Source organism: Rarobacter faecitabidus (assembly GCF_006716265.1).
GTDB classification, from domain to species: domain Bacteria; phylum Actinomycetota; class Actinomycetes; order Actinomycetales; family Cellulomonadaceae; genus Rarobacter; species Rarobacter faecitabidus.
Genome location: NZ_VFOS01000001.1, coordinates 850,683 through 865,414, shown reverse-complemented (window position 1 = coordinate 865,414; position 14,732 = coordinate 850,683). Strand labels below are relative to the sequence as shown.

Genomic DNA, 14,732 nt, shown 5'->3' with positions numbered 1-14,732 from the left:
AAGCAAGGTTTGCCTCACCTGAGGTTGTTTGTGAGCAGACTCACCGCTCAGGGCGCACTTCCGGCGCCGACACTCCGACACTCCGCCGTCTAGGTAGACTTCTCGCGTGCCCCAGCCCGCGCCGCCGCAAGCCGCTCCTGCCCTCGACATCGTGTCGCTTCGCAAGTCCTACGGCGGCAAGGCAGTTCTTGCCGGCATGACCTTCCGAGCTGAGCGCGGTGAATTGACGGCAGTCCTGGGACCGAACGGCGCGGGGAAGACGACGACGATCGAGTGCGCCGAGAATCTCCGGCAACCGGACAGCGGTGACATCCGGGTGTTGGGACACCTACCGTCGGACCCGTCCTTGCGCTACCACGTCGGTGTCATGCTGCAGGACGGCGGCCTGCCCACGGGCGTGAAGTCGCTCGAACTCCTTCGACACGTCGCGGCCATGTACCCGAATCCGCGTCCCGTCGGCGATCTCGCGGATCGCCTCGGCATCCACTCCTTCGCCACGACATCGGTGCGTCGCCTGTCGGGCGGGCAGCGCCAACGGCTCGCGCTCGCGGCCGCTCTCGTGGGCAGCCCACAGTTGGTGTTCTTGGACGAGCCCTCCGCCGGCCTCGATCCCCAGTCGCGCCAAGCGGTGTGGTCGCTGATTCGGGAACTGCGCGACGAGTCGGTTTCGTTCGTCCTGACCACGCACCTCATGGACGAGGCGGCTTCCCTCGCTGATCACGTCGTCATCGTGGATCACGGGCGGGTGATCGCGTCCGGGTCGGTCGCGGAACTCACCGGCAGTCCCGGCCCCGGCGCCGGGCACTCGACGATCAGGTGGGAAACCACGCCTGGCCTCGACCTCACCGGACTCGATGTGACCCTCGGCAATGCTGACCGCGCTCACGGCGCCGGAGATGCTTGGGAACTCTGCGAAACCCGGCCTGGGTGTTACGTAGCGACCGGCCCCGTCACTCCGGCAACACTGACCGCGCTCACGGCATGGCTGGAGCGGCGAGAGTCGCTACTCGGCAATCTCAGCGTCAACAGACGCGGCCTGGAGGACGTATTCCTCGACCTGACCGGAAGGAACCTGCGATGAGCCTTGCCGCCGAAACCCTCACGGACCCCAAGAAAGTGGCGGCGCGTCGAGCCTGGCTCCGCAGGGCCGCTGCCCAGTCAGCCTTCGAGGCACGCATGATCCTGCGCAACGGCGAGCAGCTCATGGTGACGATCATCTTCCCCGTCGTGATTCTCGTTCTGCTCGCCAAGACATCGATCATCGAGATCGACACTCAGGGCGCCGCAACGATCGACGTCATCGCGCCGGGCGTTCTGGCGGTAGCGATCATGACGACGTCCTTCACGTCGCAGGCGATCGCCACCGCATTCGATCGGCGTAACGGCGTCCTTCGGCTCATGGCCACGACCCCGCTGGGCAAGTCAGGGTTGCTGGCCGGCAAGTTCTGCGGTGTCATCGCAGTTGAGATCGTCCAGGTCGCAATCATCGTCCCCGTCGCCGTCGCGCTCGGGTGGCGGCCGGAACTCGGCGGCATTCCCGCCGCGCTCGGGATCGTGGCGCTCGGCACGATCTCGTTCACCGCGCTCGCTATGCTCACGGCTGGAGTGCTGCGAGCAGAAGCAGTGCTAGCGGTCGCGAACCTCGTCCTTGCCGGGCTCGTCGTAGGCGGCGGGGTCCTCGCGCCAGCGGAGAATCTTCCGGGACCGCTCAAGCACATTGCGCTTCTGCTGCCCTCGGGCGCGCTGGGAGATGGCCTCCGCGGCGCCTTCCAGCACGGAGCCGTTCCCGCCTTTTCCGTAGTGATCCTGCTCGCCTGGTCGGCCGCGATCGGCTGGGGCGTGAATCGCCTCTTCAAGTGGCAGTGAGGCGCGTGACGCGAGCCGAGCCCTGCCGACTGAAGCGGCTCAGCCCTCCCAGCGCAGGAGCGGAACCATCATCTCGAACTCCGTGAGGGAACCGTGTACGCCGATCATCTCCATCGAGGCGGGTGATTGCGTGCGGGAATCAACGACCGTCGCCCGCCCGGCCATCGCGACGACCACGTCCCCGATTCGCGGCAGCATGGCCTCGTCCAACTCACCGAAGAGCCCCGCCGCCACCGCCTCATCTCGACCGAGCACGAGCGCGTTGTCCCCCAGCACGTCGCGCCAGCGATCGGCGATGGCCTGGCCGTCGGCGCCCGGGGCGGCGTGAACGTGTAGCGCCCTCGGCTCTCCAGCGGTCATCGCAACGTCCGCGGCAAGCATGGCATCTGTCGCGGCGTCCCAGCGGTGGGATCGATCCACGTCGATCATTCCGTGGTCGGCCGTCACGAGAATCTGGGTTCCACGGGGTACAGCCGCGATGAGGCGGCGGATTCCCGCATCGACTTTCTCCAACTCGTCGCACCATTTCGCCGACTGCCAGCCGTGATGGTGTCCCGCCTTATCGAGATCGCCCCAATACACATAAGCGAGCCCGGGCTGCCGCAGGGCACCGGCGGCGGCATCGATACGGTCATACCAGTGTTCAGCCGAAAGGTAGGTGCTGCCGCGAAGCGATGCACGCGTCATTCCCGAGTCGCGGAAACGCTCGGGTCCGACGCTCGTCACCCTGATCCCGCTCGCGGAGAGAGTCTCGAAGACGGTCGGCCGCGGCTGCCAGGTCAGCGGATCGGGCAGGCCCGTCCATTGGACGAGGTTCCCGAGCACCCCGCTGTCCGGGTCGCGAACGGTGTAGCCGAGCATGCCCGTGCTGGCGGGCGCGCACCCAGTGCCGAACGACGCTATTGATGCCGAAGTGGTCGATGGGTAGGGCGCGAGCAGACTCGCGCCGTCGGCTATTCCCGATCGCAGGGTGGGCGCGTGACCGATTCGCTCATCGAGATTGAGCCGCCCGAGGCCATCAACGAGCACGACGCACGTGCGGGGAAAGTTTTCCACATCGACGTAGCGGGTGAGCACGTCCGACACTTTCCCGCTGGCGGGAGCCACCGAGGACGTCCCTGCTCGGACCGTAGCGAGCGCCGGCTCCGGCCACACCATGGCTAGTTCGGCCGCGCGCGCAGCGAACTCACGAGCCGTTGTCACCGCCACTAGATGTGCTGCGGCACAATGCCCGCCGTCGCGGCGGAGAGCGTGCGCGAGAACTCGATGGCGCGCAGTACAGCGGCCTCGCCCTCGGCCTGCGTCGACACCCGGACGACGACGTCGTCCGGGGTGATCGTGCCCGTGGTGCCATGCTCGGCGGTGCAGTTCTGGTCTCCGCAGTCTGCCGGCCCGAGGTCAACGCGGGATACCGCGCCCCATGCGATAGCCAAGGTCACATCATCGGGCAGCGCGCCGCTGCGATGGCTGGCGGGATTCGACACGCCGTAGGTCATTGCAACCGTCTTGATGTTGTCGATAGCCACTGTTTCCGTGGAGGCGGTCGCCGATGCCTGGGGATTCCGCTCGTCCGCAGGGCGGTCATCCACGTGCGCGATCAGGAAGCGCGTGGGCGTCAGGACCAGAACGGTGACGTGGCGCTGCACGTGCCCCAGCACGAACGTCGTTTCGACATGCACGAGGTGGGCGCTAACGTCCTCACCGGCGATTGCGACGTCCAATACGCCGAATACGAGAGCCGGATAGTAACCGGACTGCTCGATGTCATGTCCGAGCGAATCCCGGCCGGAACTAAAACCCATAGTGGCATCCTACGCTGACCGGGCCGCTGCGCTCGCGCGCGAGCCCGGCAGCGGGTGTATTTCTGCCCATCGGCAAGACCTCCGACTATCCCCAGCGTGCTAGATGCCGACGCGCATCGTCGGTTCGGGCCGATCTCCCCAATTCGATGCGTGCGTCGAGCACGGCAACCCTGCTCGGGGATACGACTACGGGGCGCAGTTCGAGACGCGCGACCTCGGGGTTGTCGTCGGCGAGCTCACCCACCCGGGCCAGCAGCGACACGACGCCTGCTATGTCCACGCGCGGGAGTTCCGGATCAAAGAATCTGCGGGCTGCGCGTAGCGAGGAAAGCGAGTTCTCGATGTCGGCCTCGGTCGCGGGGATCACGATCTCGGCAAGGTCGCCGAGGAGGTCGACCGCGTCCCCGGCCACGCCACACGAAACGACCGGTCCATACACGCCGTCCTCACGAGAACGGATGACGCAGGCCATTCCGGTCGGGGCCATTCGCTGCACTCGCAACGGCTCGCGGGCCGGGTCGAGGCGGGCGAGCTCGGCACGCATGTGGTCGAAGGCCGACCCCAGTTCGGCTTCGGAGGATATCCCGAGGCGCACCGCACCCAAGTCGGATCGGTGCCTGAGTGAGGGCGCCGAACTCGTCAGCGCGATCGGGAAGCCCAGTTCCCGCGCCGCGTCGACGGCGGCCTCCTTGTCCTCGACCAGCGCGACCGGCCACAGGTCAATGCCGTAGCAGGCGAGGAGGTCCGCCGCGGCATCTCGGCTCAGCGCGCCGGGTTGGCGATTCCTCAGTAACGTCCGCGCGCGGGATCGGTCGGCGGGGATGCGGACGAGCGCTCCCGGATCTCGCTCGAGCCACCGTGAATAGGCGCGCAGGGCGTTGAGGCAACGCGCGGCGCGCCGCGCGCTGGCGAAGGCGGGCGTCGGCGCGGCCAGATTGTCCAGAGCGGAGATCGCGAGGCGACCACCAACGCGACTGGTGACTCCACCGACGCCCGCCGGATCGATAACCCTGACGATGACCCCGGCGGCCTGAGCGTCCAAGGACGTGCTCCCATGCACCGCCTCGACGATAAAGCCCTGCGCGGCGAATTCGGCGGCCGCGAGCGCCGCCTGCACCTCGTCCTCGCTCTCGACCACTACCGCGTCGGTCGTCGGTCGTAGCCCGGCGAGAGCGAGCGCCGTCAAATCTGCCAGGTTGACCACGTCCGCGGCGCGGATCGCCCCGCTCTGTCCGAGGAGGTAGTCCAACGTGCGTGAGCCGTGGGCTGAGGTACGCACCTTGTGGCCGGGGACGGGCAAGAGTCCGGCCGTCGCGCTGGCCGAGACGATCAAGGGCTGCGACGCCGCGACGCGGCGAATCGCTCGGGCGAGCTTGCGCGCATTGCCGAGCGATTCCAGGTGCATCGCCACGACGGAACTTCGCGGGTCGCCTGCCGACAGTTGCAGGAAATCGCTTCCGGAAATATCGGCGCGCTGCCCCGCGCTGTAGAAGTTCGCCACTCGGATACCGCGCAGTCGCATCTGGAACGCCAGAGTGGCCGCGATGCCCGCGGAGTGGCAGAAGACGGCGACACCAGATGCGTCCGAGCTCACCCCCTCCGGGCTGGGCCAGAGGTCGATGGTGGTGACGTCGAGCGTTCCGTCGGCTCGCGTGACGCGGAAACCCGCCGAGCCCGGACCGAGAACTCGGACGCCGTAGCGCCGCGCCGACTGAAGTGCGGCGGCGACGAGCTCTGGGCGATCCGGATCCGCGGATTGATACAGCACGGCGCCCGCGAGGCCAGCGGCGCCCAGCGCGTCGATGATGACCGGCCACGACTGCGGTTCGCTGGCGACGAGCACCAGGTCGGCGCCCGCGGCATCGTCGAGGGCGACGCCGTGCGCTGCCGATGGCACTGGGACTGCCGGTATGACGGTGGGATCAGCGGCACAGGACTCGTCCGGGAGCGTGACGAAGATGAATTCGCCCACGGAACGCGCGACATTGCGCCGGAGTGGCTCAAGGATCCTGGCCGAGGTGCGGCTGGCATCACCGACCACGGCGATGCGGCGTGCGCCCTGGAAACGTTCGAGTGAAGCGACGTCTGCGCGCCACTCCCGGTCAGCCATGACCGTGGCGGAGTGAAGCGTCGGGTCGAGTTCGATCTCCACGAGAACGACCCCGTCGTCGGCCTTCTTCGACACGCGGTACCCGGCCGCGTCGAAGACGGACAGCATGCGCCCATTGCCCGGCAATACCTCCGCGGTGAAGCGGACCACGCCGAGCTCGCGTCCGATGGCGGCGAGATGCTCCAGCAGGATCGAACCCACTCCCCTGCCCTGCTGCGAATCCGCGACGTTGAAGGCGATCTCAGCATTGCCGTCTTCGTACCTGTCGAATCGCCCCACACCGATGATCGCCGGGTCGATTACGCCCGTACCTGCGGGCGATGATGGGGCGGTCCCGCCGCCTAGGACCACGAGCGCCACTCGCGTGTCGTAGTCCACCGTCGTCAGGTGTGTGAGGTCTTGCGCCGACAGATTCGGACGCGGCGCGAAGAAGCGGAACAGCGTCGATTGCTCAGACTGGGCGCGATGGAACCGCTGCAACGCGGGCGCGTCGGCCGGTGTGATCGGGCGAATCCGAGCGGTCGTCCCGTCTGCGAGCAGCACGTCGGCGTCCCACCGAGCTCCGACCACGACGTCCATGATCCCAAGCCTACGTCGCACGATGGCCAGCTCGCCGGGCATCTGGACGAGTACGCCGCCGGCCGAGTCCGGCACTTCGCCGATGTCCGACCTGGGCACTATCCCGGTGCGATCGGCGGTTTCTCCGCAGAATCATCACCGCCCGGTGCGACAATGACGTGCGCAGCGGATTGGCATCGCCCGGATCTGCGCATGGCGAAGGGAAGGGGAACGGACCGGATGGCACGCACGGCAACGGGCCAGGAAGAGCCGCCCATCGGCGACGGCACGATCGTTGAGATCGATGTGGCGCAGGAGATGGAGGGCTCGTTCCTCGAGTACGCCTACTCGGTGATCTACGCCCGCGCGTTACCCGACGCCCGGGACGGCCTCAAGCCCGTGCAGCGCCGCATCGTCTACCAGATGATGGCCATGGGACTTCGACCCGACCGGCCGTTCGTGAAGTCCGCGCGCGTCGTTGGCGACGTGATGGGACGCCTCCATCCGCACGGCGACAGCGCCATCTACGATGCGCTGGTCCGGCTCGCGCAGCCGTTCTCGCTTCGGTTGCCGCTCGTCGACGGCCACGGAAACTTCGGCTCGCTCGATGACGGACCTGCCGCGGCGCGCTATACCGAGGCGCGGATGGCCCCGGCCGCGATGGCAATGGTCGCTGACCTTGGCGAGGACGTCGTCGACTTCGTCCCCAATTACGACAACAAACTGACCCAGCCGGCGGTGCTGCCGGCGGCCATCCCCAACCTGCTGGTGAACGGAGCCGCGGGAATCGCGGTCGGCATGGCGACGAATATGGCCCCCCACAACCTCGTCGAGGTCGTCGCCGCGGCCCGCCACCTCCTGGCCAACCCCAATGCGGATCTCGAGGATTTGGTGCGGCTCGTTCCCGGGCCGGATCTGCCCACTGGCGGCCGCATCGTCGGACTCGACGGCGTGCGTGATGCCTACCGCAGCGGGCGTGGCACTTTCCGTACGCGCGCCACGTGCGCGATCGAGAAGGTGACGGCGCGCCGTCAGGGCATCGTCGTCACAGAATTGCCCTACCTCGTCGGACCGGAGAAGGTGATCGAGAAGATCAAGGAGGGCGTGACCAACAAGAAGTTGCAGGGGATCTCCGCGGTCACCGATCTCACCGACCGTAAGCACGGCCTGCGCCTCGTGATCGAGGTCAAGACCGGCTTCAACCCCGATGCTGTGCTGGAGCAGCTCTACCGGTTCACGCCGATGGAGGACTCGTTCGGCATCAACAACGTGTGCCTGGTCGACGGTCAGCCGCGGACGCTCGGCCTGAAGGAACTGTTGCGCGTCTGGATCGACCACCGCATCGAGGTGGTGCGTCGCCGCAGCGAATATCGCCTGGCCAAGCGACGGGAGCGCCTGCACCTGGTCGAGGGCCTGCTGCTCGCCATCCTCGACATCGACGAGGTCATCCAGGTCATCCGCAGTTCGGACGACGCGGAGACCGCCCGCACGCGCCTGATCGACGTCTTCGATCTCTCACAGGCGCAGTCCGAGTACATCCTCGAACTACGCTTGCGGCGGCTCACCAGGTTCTCTCGCCTTGAACTCGAATCTGAACGCGACGGACTGCGAGCCGAGATCGCCGAACTCGAAGAGATCCTGGGATCCACCGGTCGTCTGCACACGGTCGTCGACGATGAGATGGCAGCGGCTGCGGCGGAATACGGCACGCCGCGCAGAACGATCCTGCTGGACGCCGCGGGTGGCGGTGTCCCCGCAGTCTCGACCGGTCGGGCGAAGGCCGCTGCGCTCGACTTGGAGGTGGCCGACGACCCCTGCCTGGCGCTGCTGTCCGTCACGGGCCTGGTCGCTCGCACGAGCGATGCGACGCCGTGGGAGCCGACCGGCGCCCGGCACCTCCACGATGCCCTGCGCACCGCCTTGCCGACGACCGCGCGGGCGGAGATCGGCGTGGTGACGTCAGCTGGGCGCATCGTGAGGTTGTCGACGCTCGACCTGCCTGCGCTGCCCCCGACGCACGATCACCCCGGGCTCGCCGGAGGGCTACCGCTGAGCGACCTCCTCACGCTCGAGAAGGACGAGACCGCCGTCGCGCTCGTCTCCCTTGACGAGGGGGCGGGTGTGCTGGCGCTCGGCACGCGCAACGGGGTGGTGAAGCGGCTTGCGGCGGCACCCGCCCCCGCGAAGGACGAGTGGCCCATTATTACCCTCCAACCGGGCGATGCCGTCATCGGTGCGGCGATGACCTCAGATGACTCCGAACTGGTTTTCGTGTCCTCGGATTCCTCGCTGCTGCACTTCGCGGCCAGTGCCGTCAACGCTCAGGGGCGCGCCGCCGCCGGCATGGCGGGGATTCGCCTGGCGCCCGGCGAGAGCGCGGTGTTCTTCGGTGTCGTCGACAAAGGGGCGGCCATCGACGGTGCGATTGTCGTGACCGTGGCGGGAGCGAGCGATGCGCTGCCCGGTACTCAAGCGGGCACGGCGAAGGTCACGCCGTTCGAGGCGTACCCGGGTAAGGGTCGAGCGACCGGCGGCATTCGCGCGCAACGATTCTTGCGCGGGGAGGACACCCTTCTCCTGGCGTGGGTCGGCGCGTCGCCGGCGCGGGCGGTGACTGATGCGGGAGCCGCCGTCGAACTGCCTGCTCCGGACCCGCGACGCGATGGCTCAGGCCAGCCGCTACCCACGCCCGTCGGTGGCATAGGGCGCTGAGTGCGGAAGCGGTGCGGCTAGGAAGCCCACCCAAACGGCGAGCCTGACCCAAACGACACGGAGCCGCCGCCCGCGTGGCGCACAAAGTGCGCTGCCCGCGGGTGGCGGCTCCGGACTAGCCCCCGGGCGGTCATGCCACCCGGCGAAGCCGTCAGGCCGTGATCTGCCCCGCGAAGCTGCACTGCAGCGAACCGGGGTTGTTCACCGGCTGGGAGGAAAGGCTGATCTCGCGGATATCGTTCACCTTGAAGTTGGCATCGATAGTAGAGATGTGCGCCTCGAGGTAGAGGCCTGCGCCCGCGCCACCGATGTAGTAGCTCGATGCATTTGCCGAGATGACGCTGACCGTTGCCGCCGTTGAGCCCACTGCAGCCGATTCGGCCACAGTCTCGCTGCCGGATCGTTGCGTCACGTTCGTCACGCCGTTGACGCGAACCGGAAGGGCGGTGTTGGAGTTACGGATGGCGACCCACGGAACGCCACCAGCGTTGCAGCCGTAGAACACCACGTTTGCTCCGACGGCGAAGCTCTGCTTACCTCCCGCGGACAGCACCGCAATGACTTGCGACGTCCCCGGCCCCTGGGGACCGCGAGCGCCCGTCGCGCCGCGCGGGCCTGTGGCGCCCGTGATCGCCGTCTTCGTCGTGCCCTTCTTGCACTTGCCGTTCTTCGCCAGATACACCTGACGTGAACTCTTCTTTACGCAGATGATTGCCTTACCGGCGGCCTGCGCGGTCACGATCGCGCCACCTGCCAGAACCATGGTGAACGCCAAGGCGATCGACGTGATGAACAACTTCGAGCGCTTCATGTGTGTACCACTCTCCCAATCGAGTTTGAACTCAGAATTCGATGCCTGAGCATTAATGTCGCAAGCAAGTCTGATTGCCCCGGGCATCCTCGTCAAGTGCACGGGCGATTCCGACTCACCGACGCGAATTCCAGGGGTTGTTTTGTCCGCTTCGCGGCGATTCCCACGGCCCCGGCGCCCTCCTCACTGCACGCGTACGGGCCAATGGGCTCCGTCAACAGTCGTGTGCCGGGACTCGTCCGCCGTATGCTCGCGCCGGTATGGGAGAATCGGAGCGTGAGCGATCTGTTGAATGCGCCCTTTCTCGCAAGCGACACGGCATCGGACCTCTTCTCGGAACCGAAGCCGAGTCCCGCTTCGCTGTTGCTGATGGGCAAGGGCATCGATCTCGCGTCCGAACGCGGTGTCGAATGTGATGGCGCGCTCCCGCGCACCTCCCCAAGAGACATCGTGGAGCGTGCCCGCGCGGCGCGCGCCGCGCTCGGTGAACGCGCCTTCATTCTGGGCCACCACTACCAGCGTGACGAGGTCATCGCCCTTGCCGACGTGACCGGTGACTCCTTCAAGTTGGCGCGCGAGGCGGCCGCTCGCCCTGAGGCGGAGTTCATCCTTTTCTGCGGCGTGCACTTCATGGCGGAGAGCGCCGACATCCTCACCTCCGATTTCCAGAAGGTGATCCTGCCGGACCTGGCCGCCGGCTGCTCGATGGCCGATATGGCCAACATCGAGCAGGTGGAGGCCGCCTGGGACGACCTCATCGCCGCGGGTATCGCCGAGGACACGATTCCCGTCACCTATATGAACTCCACCGCCGCCATCAAGGCGTTCACGGGGCGGCATGGTGGGACGGTCTGCACCTCGTCGAACGCCGAGGTTGCACTGCGGTGGGCCTTCGACCAGGTGGGCGGCGTTGAGGGCCGCGGAAAGGTCCTCTTCCTGCCCGACCAGCACCTCGGCCGCAACACCGCAGCACTGCGCCTAGGTATCTCACTCGACGAATGCGTCGTTTACAACCCGTACCGGCCGAACGGCGGGCTGACGCCGGAGGAACTGAAGAACGCGCGCATGATCCTGTGGCGCGGCCACTGCTCGGTGCATGGCCGGTTCTCGCTGCGCAACGTCGAGGAGATCCGCGCCAAGATTCCCGGCGTGACCGTTATCTCCCACCCCGAGTGCAAGCACGAGGTCATTGCAGCCTCCGACATGGTCGGATCGACCGAGTACATCATCAAGGCATTGGAGGCGGCGGAACCGGGCAGTGATTGGGCGATAGGCACGGAACTCAATCTCGTGCGCCGCCTCGCGCAGGAGCACCCCGACAAGAACGTTCACTACCTGGACTCAACGGTCTGCTTCTGCTCGACCATGAACCGCATCGATCTGCCGCACCTGACCTGGGCGATGGAGCAGATCCTCGCCGGCGAGGTGCCCAATCAGATCACTGTGGACGAGGACGATGCCCGCTGGGCCAGGTCGGCCCTCGATCAGATGCTCGCGTTGCCCGGGTTGTAGACCCAGTCCCGTACTCGGGATCATCTCGACAGGCTCGCCGGGATTCATCGCATGCGGGATGCTCGTTCATTTGCGCGCCACGAAACCGGCGCATGCGAATGCAGGCGCGGCAAACGATGACACGCCTCCGGGCAGTTTGGGCCCGCGTCGGCGCTGCGAAGGGCGTGCGTCAGCGCTCCGTCCAGGTCGCGCCGAGTTCTGACAGCAGCAGCGCCTCCGCGACGACTACGCGCTCCAGCTCTCCCAGATGCACTGACTCGTTGGCCCCGTGGGCGCGCGAGTCCGGATCCTCGACGCCGGTCACCAGAATCGTCGCCTCCGGGAACAGCTCGTGAAAGTCCGCAACGAGCGGAATGGATCCGCCGATTCCCACGTCGACCGGTTCGCGGCCCCAGGCCGCCGCGAATGCCGCACGAGCCTGCGCCATCCCCGGAGCGTCAACGGACACCTGGAACGGCCTGCCCGAGTTCTCGGAGCGCGCCACTGTGAGTTCCGCACCGAAGGGCACCTGCGCCGCCAGGTGGGCACGCAACGCAGCCTCAGCCGAATCCGGATCCTGGCCCGGAGCGATGCGCACCGAGATTCGGGCCGTGGCCGAGGGAACGAGGGTGTTCGAGGACTGCGCCACCGAAGGAGCGTCGATGCCGATCACCGAGATGGCTGGCCGGGTCCACAGCCGCGCGGTAACGGGACCCTTGCCCGCCAGGCGCAGCGAGTCGACGATGCCCGCATCGGCGCGCAGTGAGGCCTCGTCCATGTCCACGGCGGGGTCGCCGGCGGACGTCAGGCCAGCGACGGCAATGGAACCATCGTCGTCGTGCAGGGTAGCGATCAGCCGCGACAGGACCACGAGAGCATCGAGTACCGGGCCGCCATACATGCCCGAATGCACGGCATGCTTAAGGACGCGCACGTTGACGTCGAGCGACACGAGTCCGCGCAGCGACGTAGTCAGTGCCGGTACCCCCACGGCCCAGTTCGCCGAGTCAGCGATCACGATGACGTCCGCGCCGAGTTCGGCGGAGAACTCGTCCAAGAACTCCGCGATCGCGGGCGAGCCGATCTCCTCCTCACCCTCCACGAACACCGTGACGTTCACAGGGAGGTCGTCGCCGAGAGCCCTGAGCGCGCCGACGTGGGCGACGATGCCCGCCTTGTCATCGGCAGCGCCACGCCCGAACAGCCGGTCGCCGATGCGCGTGGGCTCGAACGGCTGCCCCTCCCAATGCGCGTCATCGCCAGGCGGCTGAACGTCATGATGCGCGTACAGCAGCACAGTGGGGGCATCGGTGTCGACCTGGCGGTGGCCGATCACGGCGGGACGGCTCGCGGCCGTCCGCACAACCCGGGCGTCGTCGAGCCCGGCTCCGCGTAGCAGCGCGGCCACGCGCTCGGCACTGTCATCGAGGTGGGATTGCGCGAACGAGGGCGCGGAAACCGACGGAATACGAACCAGTTCCATCAGTTCATCGACGAGCTCCGGGAACCGCCCGGCTACCGCTTCTCTCACATTTTCAAGGCTCATGGTCACGGGACTACCGTATCGCTTCACTGCCCGCGAATGCCGATAGAATGTCCTAGTGCCAAGAGAACCCGAGGAAACCGACGCGCCCGAATCCACCGACGCGAGCGCCCGCAAAGGCCGCCCCACGCCGAGCCGCAAGGACGCGCAGGCGGCCAACCGCCGCCCGCTAGTCGCGGGCGATCGCAAGAGCGCCACCAAGGCTGCCCGCGACAAGGAACGCATTGAACGCAACCGCGAGTACGCGGCCATGAAGTCCGGGGACATCTCGAACTTCCCTCTGCGCGAGCGGGGACCAGTCAAGGCGTACATCCGGGACTATGTGGATGCGCGCTGGAATCTCGGCGAGTACTTTCTGGTGACGGCCATCGTGCTGCTGATCGTCTCCGTTGTGACCGCCAAGATGACGCTGGTCGCGCTCATTGCCATGGGCCTGGTGTACGTCTATGGAATCCTCGCGATCGGCGACACCATCCTCATGTGGGTTCAACTCAAGAAGCGCATCAAGGCCAAGTTCAGCGAGCAGACGCTCGCTGGCGAGCGGTCACTGGGCCTGTACGCGGCAAGCCGCGCATTGCAGTTCCGTCGCTGGCGCATGCCGCGCCCGCGCTTCGACAAGCACGGCAACTACCCCGAGTAGCCTCCGATCATCGCGGCCGGTAGTTGAAGGCTGCGGCAAGGGCGGTTGCCTCTGGGTTCAGAGGCAACCGCCCTTTGCTTATGGATCGGCTTCGGTTTACGAGTCGAACGAGCCGAGCCCGTAGTCAGTCCGCGGGTCGGTCGTGGCGACTGCGGTCCCGCGCACGAGCGGAAGGTTGACGCGCGAGGCCCACAGCGGCCCCTCGTAGATGAAGCCGGTGTAGCCCTGGACCAGGGTCGCCCCGGCGTCGAGGTATGCCTGCGCGTCGCCGGCGGTGGTGATGCCGCCGCAACCGATTATCACGAATCCCTCCCCCAGGCGTGCCCGCACGCGGCGCACCACGGAGAGGCCGCGCGGCAGTTCGGGCGGGCCGGAGAGGCCACCCGGGCCGAGGTCGTGGTTGATGGTCGTGTTGACGGCCACTACTCCAGCCAGACCCAACTCGGCGACGAGGTCGGCAACCGCGTCCACATCCCCATCCGATAGGTCGGGGGCGATCTTCACCAGGATCGGCACGTCCGGACGACCGGCGCGCGCAGTGGAGATATTGGCAGCATGGCGCGTCGCCTCCAGGATGGGACGAAGCGAATCCACCGCCTGCAGATCACGCAGTCCCGGCGTGTTCGGCGAGGAGACGTTGATCACCAGGTAGTCAGCGTAGGGTGCCAGCAGCGAGGCCGAGGTTGCGTAGTCCATCCCAGCGTCCTGCGCGAGAGTCACCTTCGACTTGCCGATGTTGACGCCGAGCACGACCTCTCGGCCGGCCTTGGTTCGGCGCAGGCGATCCAGGCGGCGCGCCACGACTTGCGCGCCATCATTGTTGAAGCCCATGCGATTGCGTAGCGAACGAATCGGGATCTCCCGAAAGAGGCGCGGCGGCTCGTTCCCGGGCTGGGCGAGCGCCGTGACGGTTCCGACCTCGACGAAGCCGAAGCCGATGTGGGCGAGGCCCACGGCCGCGCGAGCATTCTTGTCGAAGCCGGCGGCCAACCCGAACGGCGCCACGACGGTCCGCCCGAAGACTTTGACCCCCGCCGAGGGACGGTAGGGCGCGATGAGCCCAGCACCGAGGCGCCGGATCACCGGAACGTGCCCGTAGAGTTCAATGGCACGGAAGGCGAACTCGTGGGCCTTCTCCGGGTCCATTCGCTTGAAAATCAGCGAGAAAACGGCGCGATAGAACATCGGCACACCTCGGT

The 14,732-nt window shown here is 67.1% G+C and carries 11 protein-coding genes; 5 read left to right on the top strand and 6 right to left on the bottom strand.

All coding sequences use genetic code 11. The annotated features are described in order from the left end of the window. Window positions 1-106: 106 nt before the first annotated feature. Together FB461_RS03875 and FB461_RS03870 are read left to right on the top strand one after the other, a co-directional pair. Window positions 107-1,081: an ABC transporter ATP-binding protein gene (locus FB461_RS03875; protein WP_246045999.1), complete on the top strand. Its 975-nt coding sequence runs from the start codon at window positions 107-109 to the stop codon at window positions 1,079-1,081. After that, window positions 1,078-1,866: an ABC transporter permease gene (locus tag FB461_RS03870; RefSeq protein WP_142119131.1), complete on the top strand. Its 789-nt coding sequence runs from the start codon at window positions 1,078-1,080 to the stop codon at window positions 1,864-1,866. The genes FB461_RS03875 and FB461_RS03870 overlap by 4 nt, the downstream gene beginning before the upstream one ends. Window positions 1,867-1,905: 39 nt before the next feature. Here the strand turns inward: FB461_RS03870 and FB461_RS03865 are convergent, their stop codons facing one another. From FB461_RS03865 to FB461_RS03855, 3 genes are all read right to left on the bottom strand, one after another. Then, entirely contained in the window at window positions 1,906-3,069 is a 1,164-nt protein-coding gene (locus tag FB461_RS03865) for an alkaline phosphatase family protein (protein WP_246045998.1), read from the bottom strand. A 5-nt stretch (window positions 3,070-3,074) separates the two neighbouring features. Further along, window positions 3,075-3,668 carry a DUF5998 family protein gene (locus FB461_RS03860; protein WP_142119129.1) on the bottom strand — a complete coding sequence of 198 codons (594 nt, stop codon included), beginning with the start codon at window positions 3,666-3,668 and terminating at the stop codon, window positions 3,075-3,077. Window positions 3,669-3,753: 85 nt separating this feature from the next. Continuing rightward, window positions 3,754-6,456 (bottom strand): GNAT family N-acetyltransferase, encoded by a 2,703-nt coding sequence (locus tag FB461_RS03855; RefSeq protein ID WP_142119127.1) that lies wholly within the window; start codon window positions 6,454-6,456, stop codon window positions 3,754-3,756. 120 nt (window positions 6,457-6,576) lie between these two features. On the opposite strand from FB461_RS03855, the gene FB461_RS03850 reads away from it, so the two are divergent. After that, window positions 6,577-9,048, top strand: a complete 2,472-nt coding sequence (locus FB461_RS03850) for a DNA gyrase/topoisomerase IV subunit A (protein WP_142119125.1) — start codon at window positions 6,577-6,579, stop codon at window positions 9,046-9,048. A 151-nt stretch (window positions 9,049-9,199) separates the two neighbouring features. On the opposite strand, the gene FB461_RS03845 is transcribed toward FB461_RS03850, so the two are convergent. Next, window positions 9,200-9,859 carry a hypothetical protein gene (locus FB461_RS03845; protein WP_142119123.1) on the bottom strand — a complete coding sequence of 220 codons (660 nt, stop codon included), beginning with the start codon at window positions 9,857-9,859 and terminating at the stop codon, window positions 9,200-9,202. Window positions 9,860-10,063: 204 nt separating this feature from the next. On the opposite strand from FB461_RS03845, the gene nadA reads away from it, so the two are divergent. After that, window positions 10,064-11,371, top strand: coding sequence for a quinolinate synthase NadA (gene nadA, locus FB461_RS03840; RefSeq protein WP_425466902.1), 1,308 nt, complete (start codon window positions 10,064-10,066; stop codon window positions 11,369-11,371). A 169-nt stretch (window positions 11,372-11,540) separates the two neighbouring features. Here the strand turns inward: nadA and FB461_RS03835 are convergent, their stop codons facing one another. Further along, window positions 11,541-12,896 carry a dipeptidase gene (locus FB461_RS03835; protein WP_142119121.1) on the bottom strand — a complete coding sequence of 452 codons (1,356 nt, stop codon included), beginning with the start codon at window positions 12,894-12,896 and terminating at the stop codon, window positions 11,541-11,543. 55 nt (window positions 12,897-12,951) lie between these two features. Here FB461_RS03835 and FB461_RS03830 point away from each other — a divergent pair, with 55 nt between their 5' ends. Beyond that, on the top strand, window positions 12,952-13,533 hold the full coding sequence (locus FB461_RS03830) for a DUF3043 domain-containing protein (RefSeq protein ID WP_142119119.1): 582 nt from the start codon (window positions 12,952-12,954) through the stop codon (window positions 13,531-13,533). Window positions 13,534-13,629: 96 nt separating this feature from the next. Here FB461_RS03830 and FB461_RS03825 read toward each other — a convergent pair whose 3' ends face one another. Beyond that, entirely contained in the window at window positions 13,630-14,718 is a 1,089-nt protein-coding gene (locus FB461_RS03825; protein WP_142119117.1) for a quinone-dependent dihydroorotate dehydrogenase, read from the bottom strand. Window positions 14,719-14,732: the final 14 nt, after the last annotated feature.

Excerpts from the sequence above, each read along its gene's own strand:
- FB461_RS03870 (WP_142119131.1), top strand. The coding sequence starts at position 1,078 with ATGAGCCTTGCCGCCGAAACCCTCACGGACCCCAAGAAAGTGGCGGCG.
- FB461_RS03845 (WP_142119123.1), bottom strand. The coding sequence starts at position 9,859 with ATGAAGCGCTCGAAGTTGTTCATCACGTCGATCGCCTTGGCGTTCACC.
- FB461_RS03850 (WP_142119125.1), top strand. The coding sequence starts at position 6,577 with ATGGCACGCACGGCAACGGGCCAGGAAGAGCCGCCCATCGGCGACGGC.
- FB461_RS03835 (WP_142119121.1), bottom strand. The coding sequence starts at position 12,896 with ATGAGCCTTGAAAATGTGAGAGAAGCGGTAGCCGGGCGGTTCCCGGAG.
- FB461_RS03860 (WP_142119129.1), bottom strand. The coding sequence starts at position 3,668 with ATGGGTTTTAGTTCCGGCCGGGATTCGCTCGGACATGACATCGAGCAG.
- nadA (WP_425466902.1), top strand. The coding sequence starts at position 10,064 with ATGGGCTCCGTCAACAGTCGTGTGCCGGGACTCGTCCGCCGTATGCTC.
- FB461_RS03825 (WP_142119117.1), bottom strand. The coding sequence starts at position 14,718 with ATGTTCTATCGCGCCGTTTTCTCGCTGATTTTCAAGCGAATGGACCCG.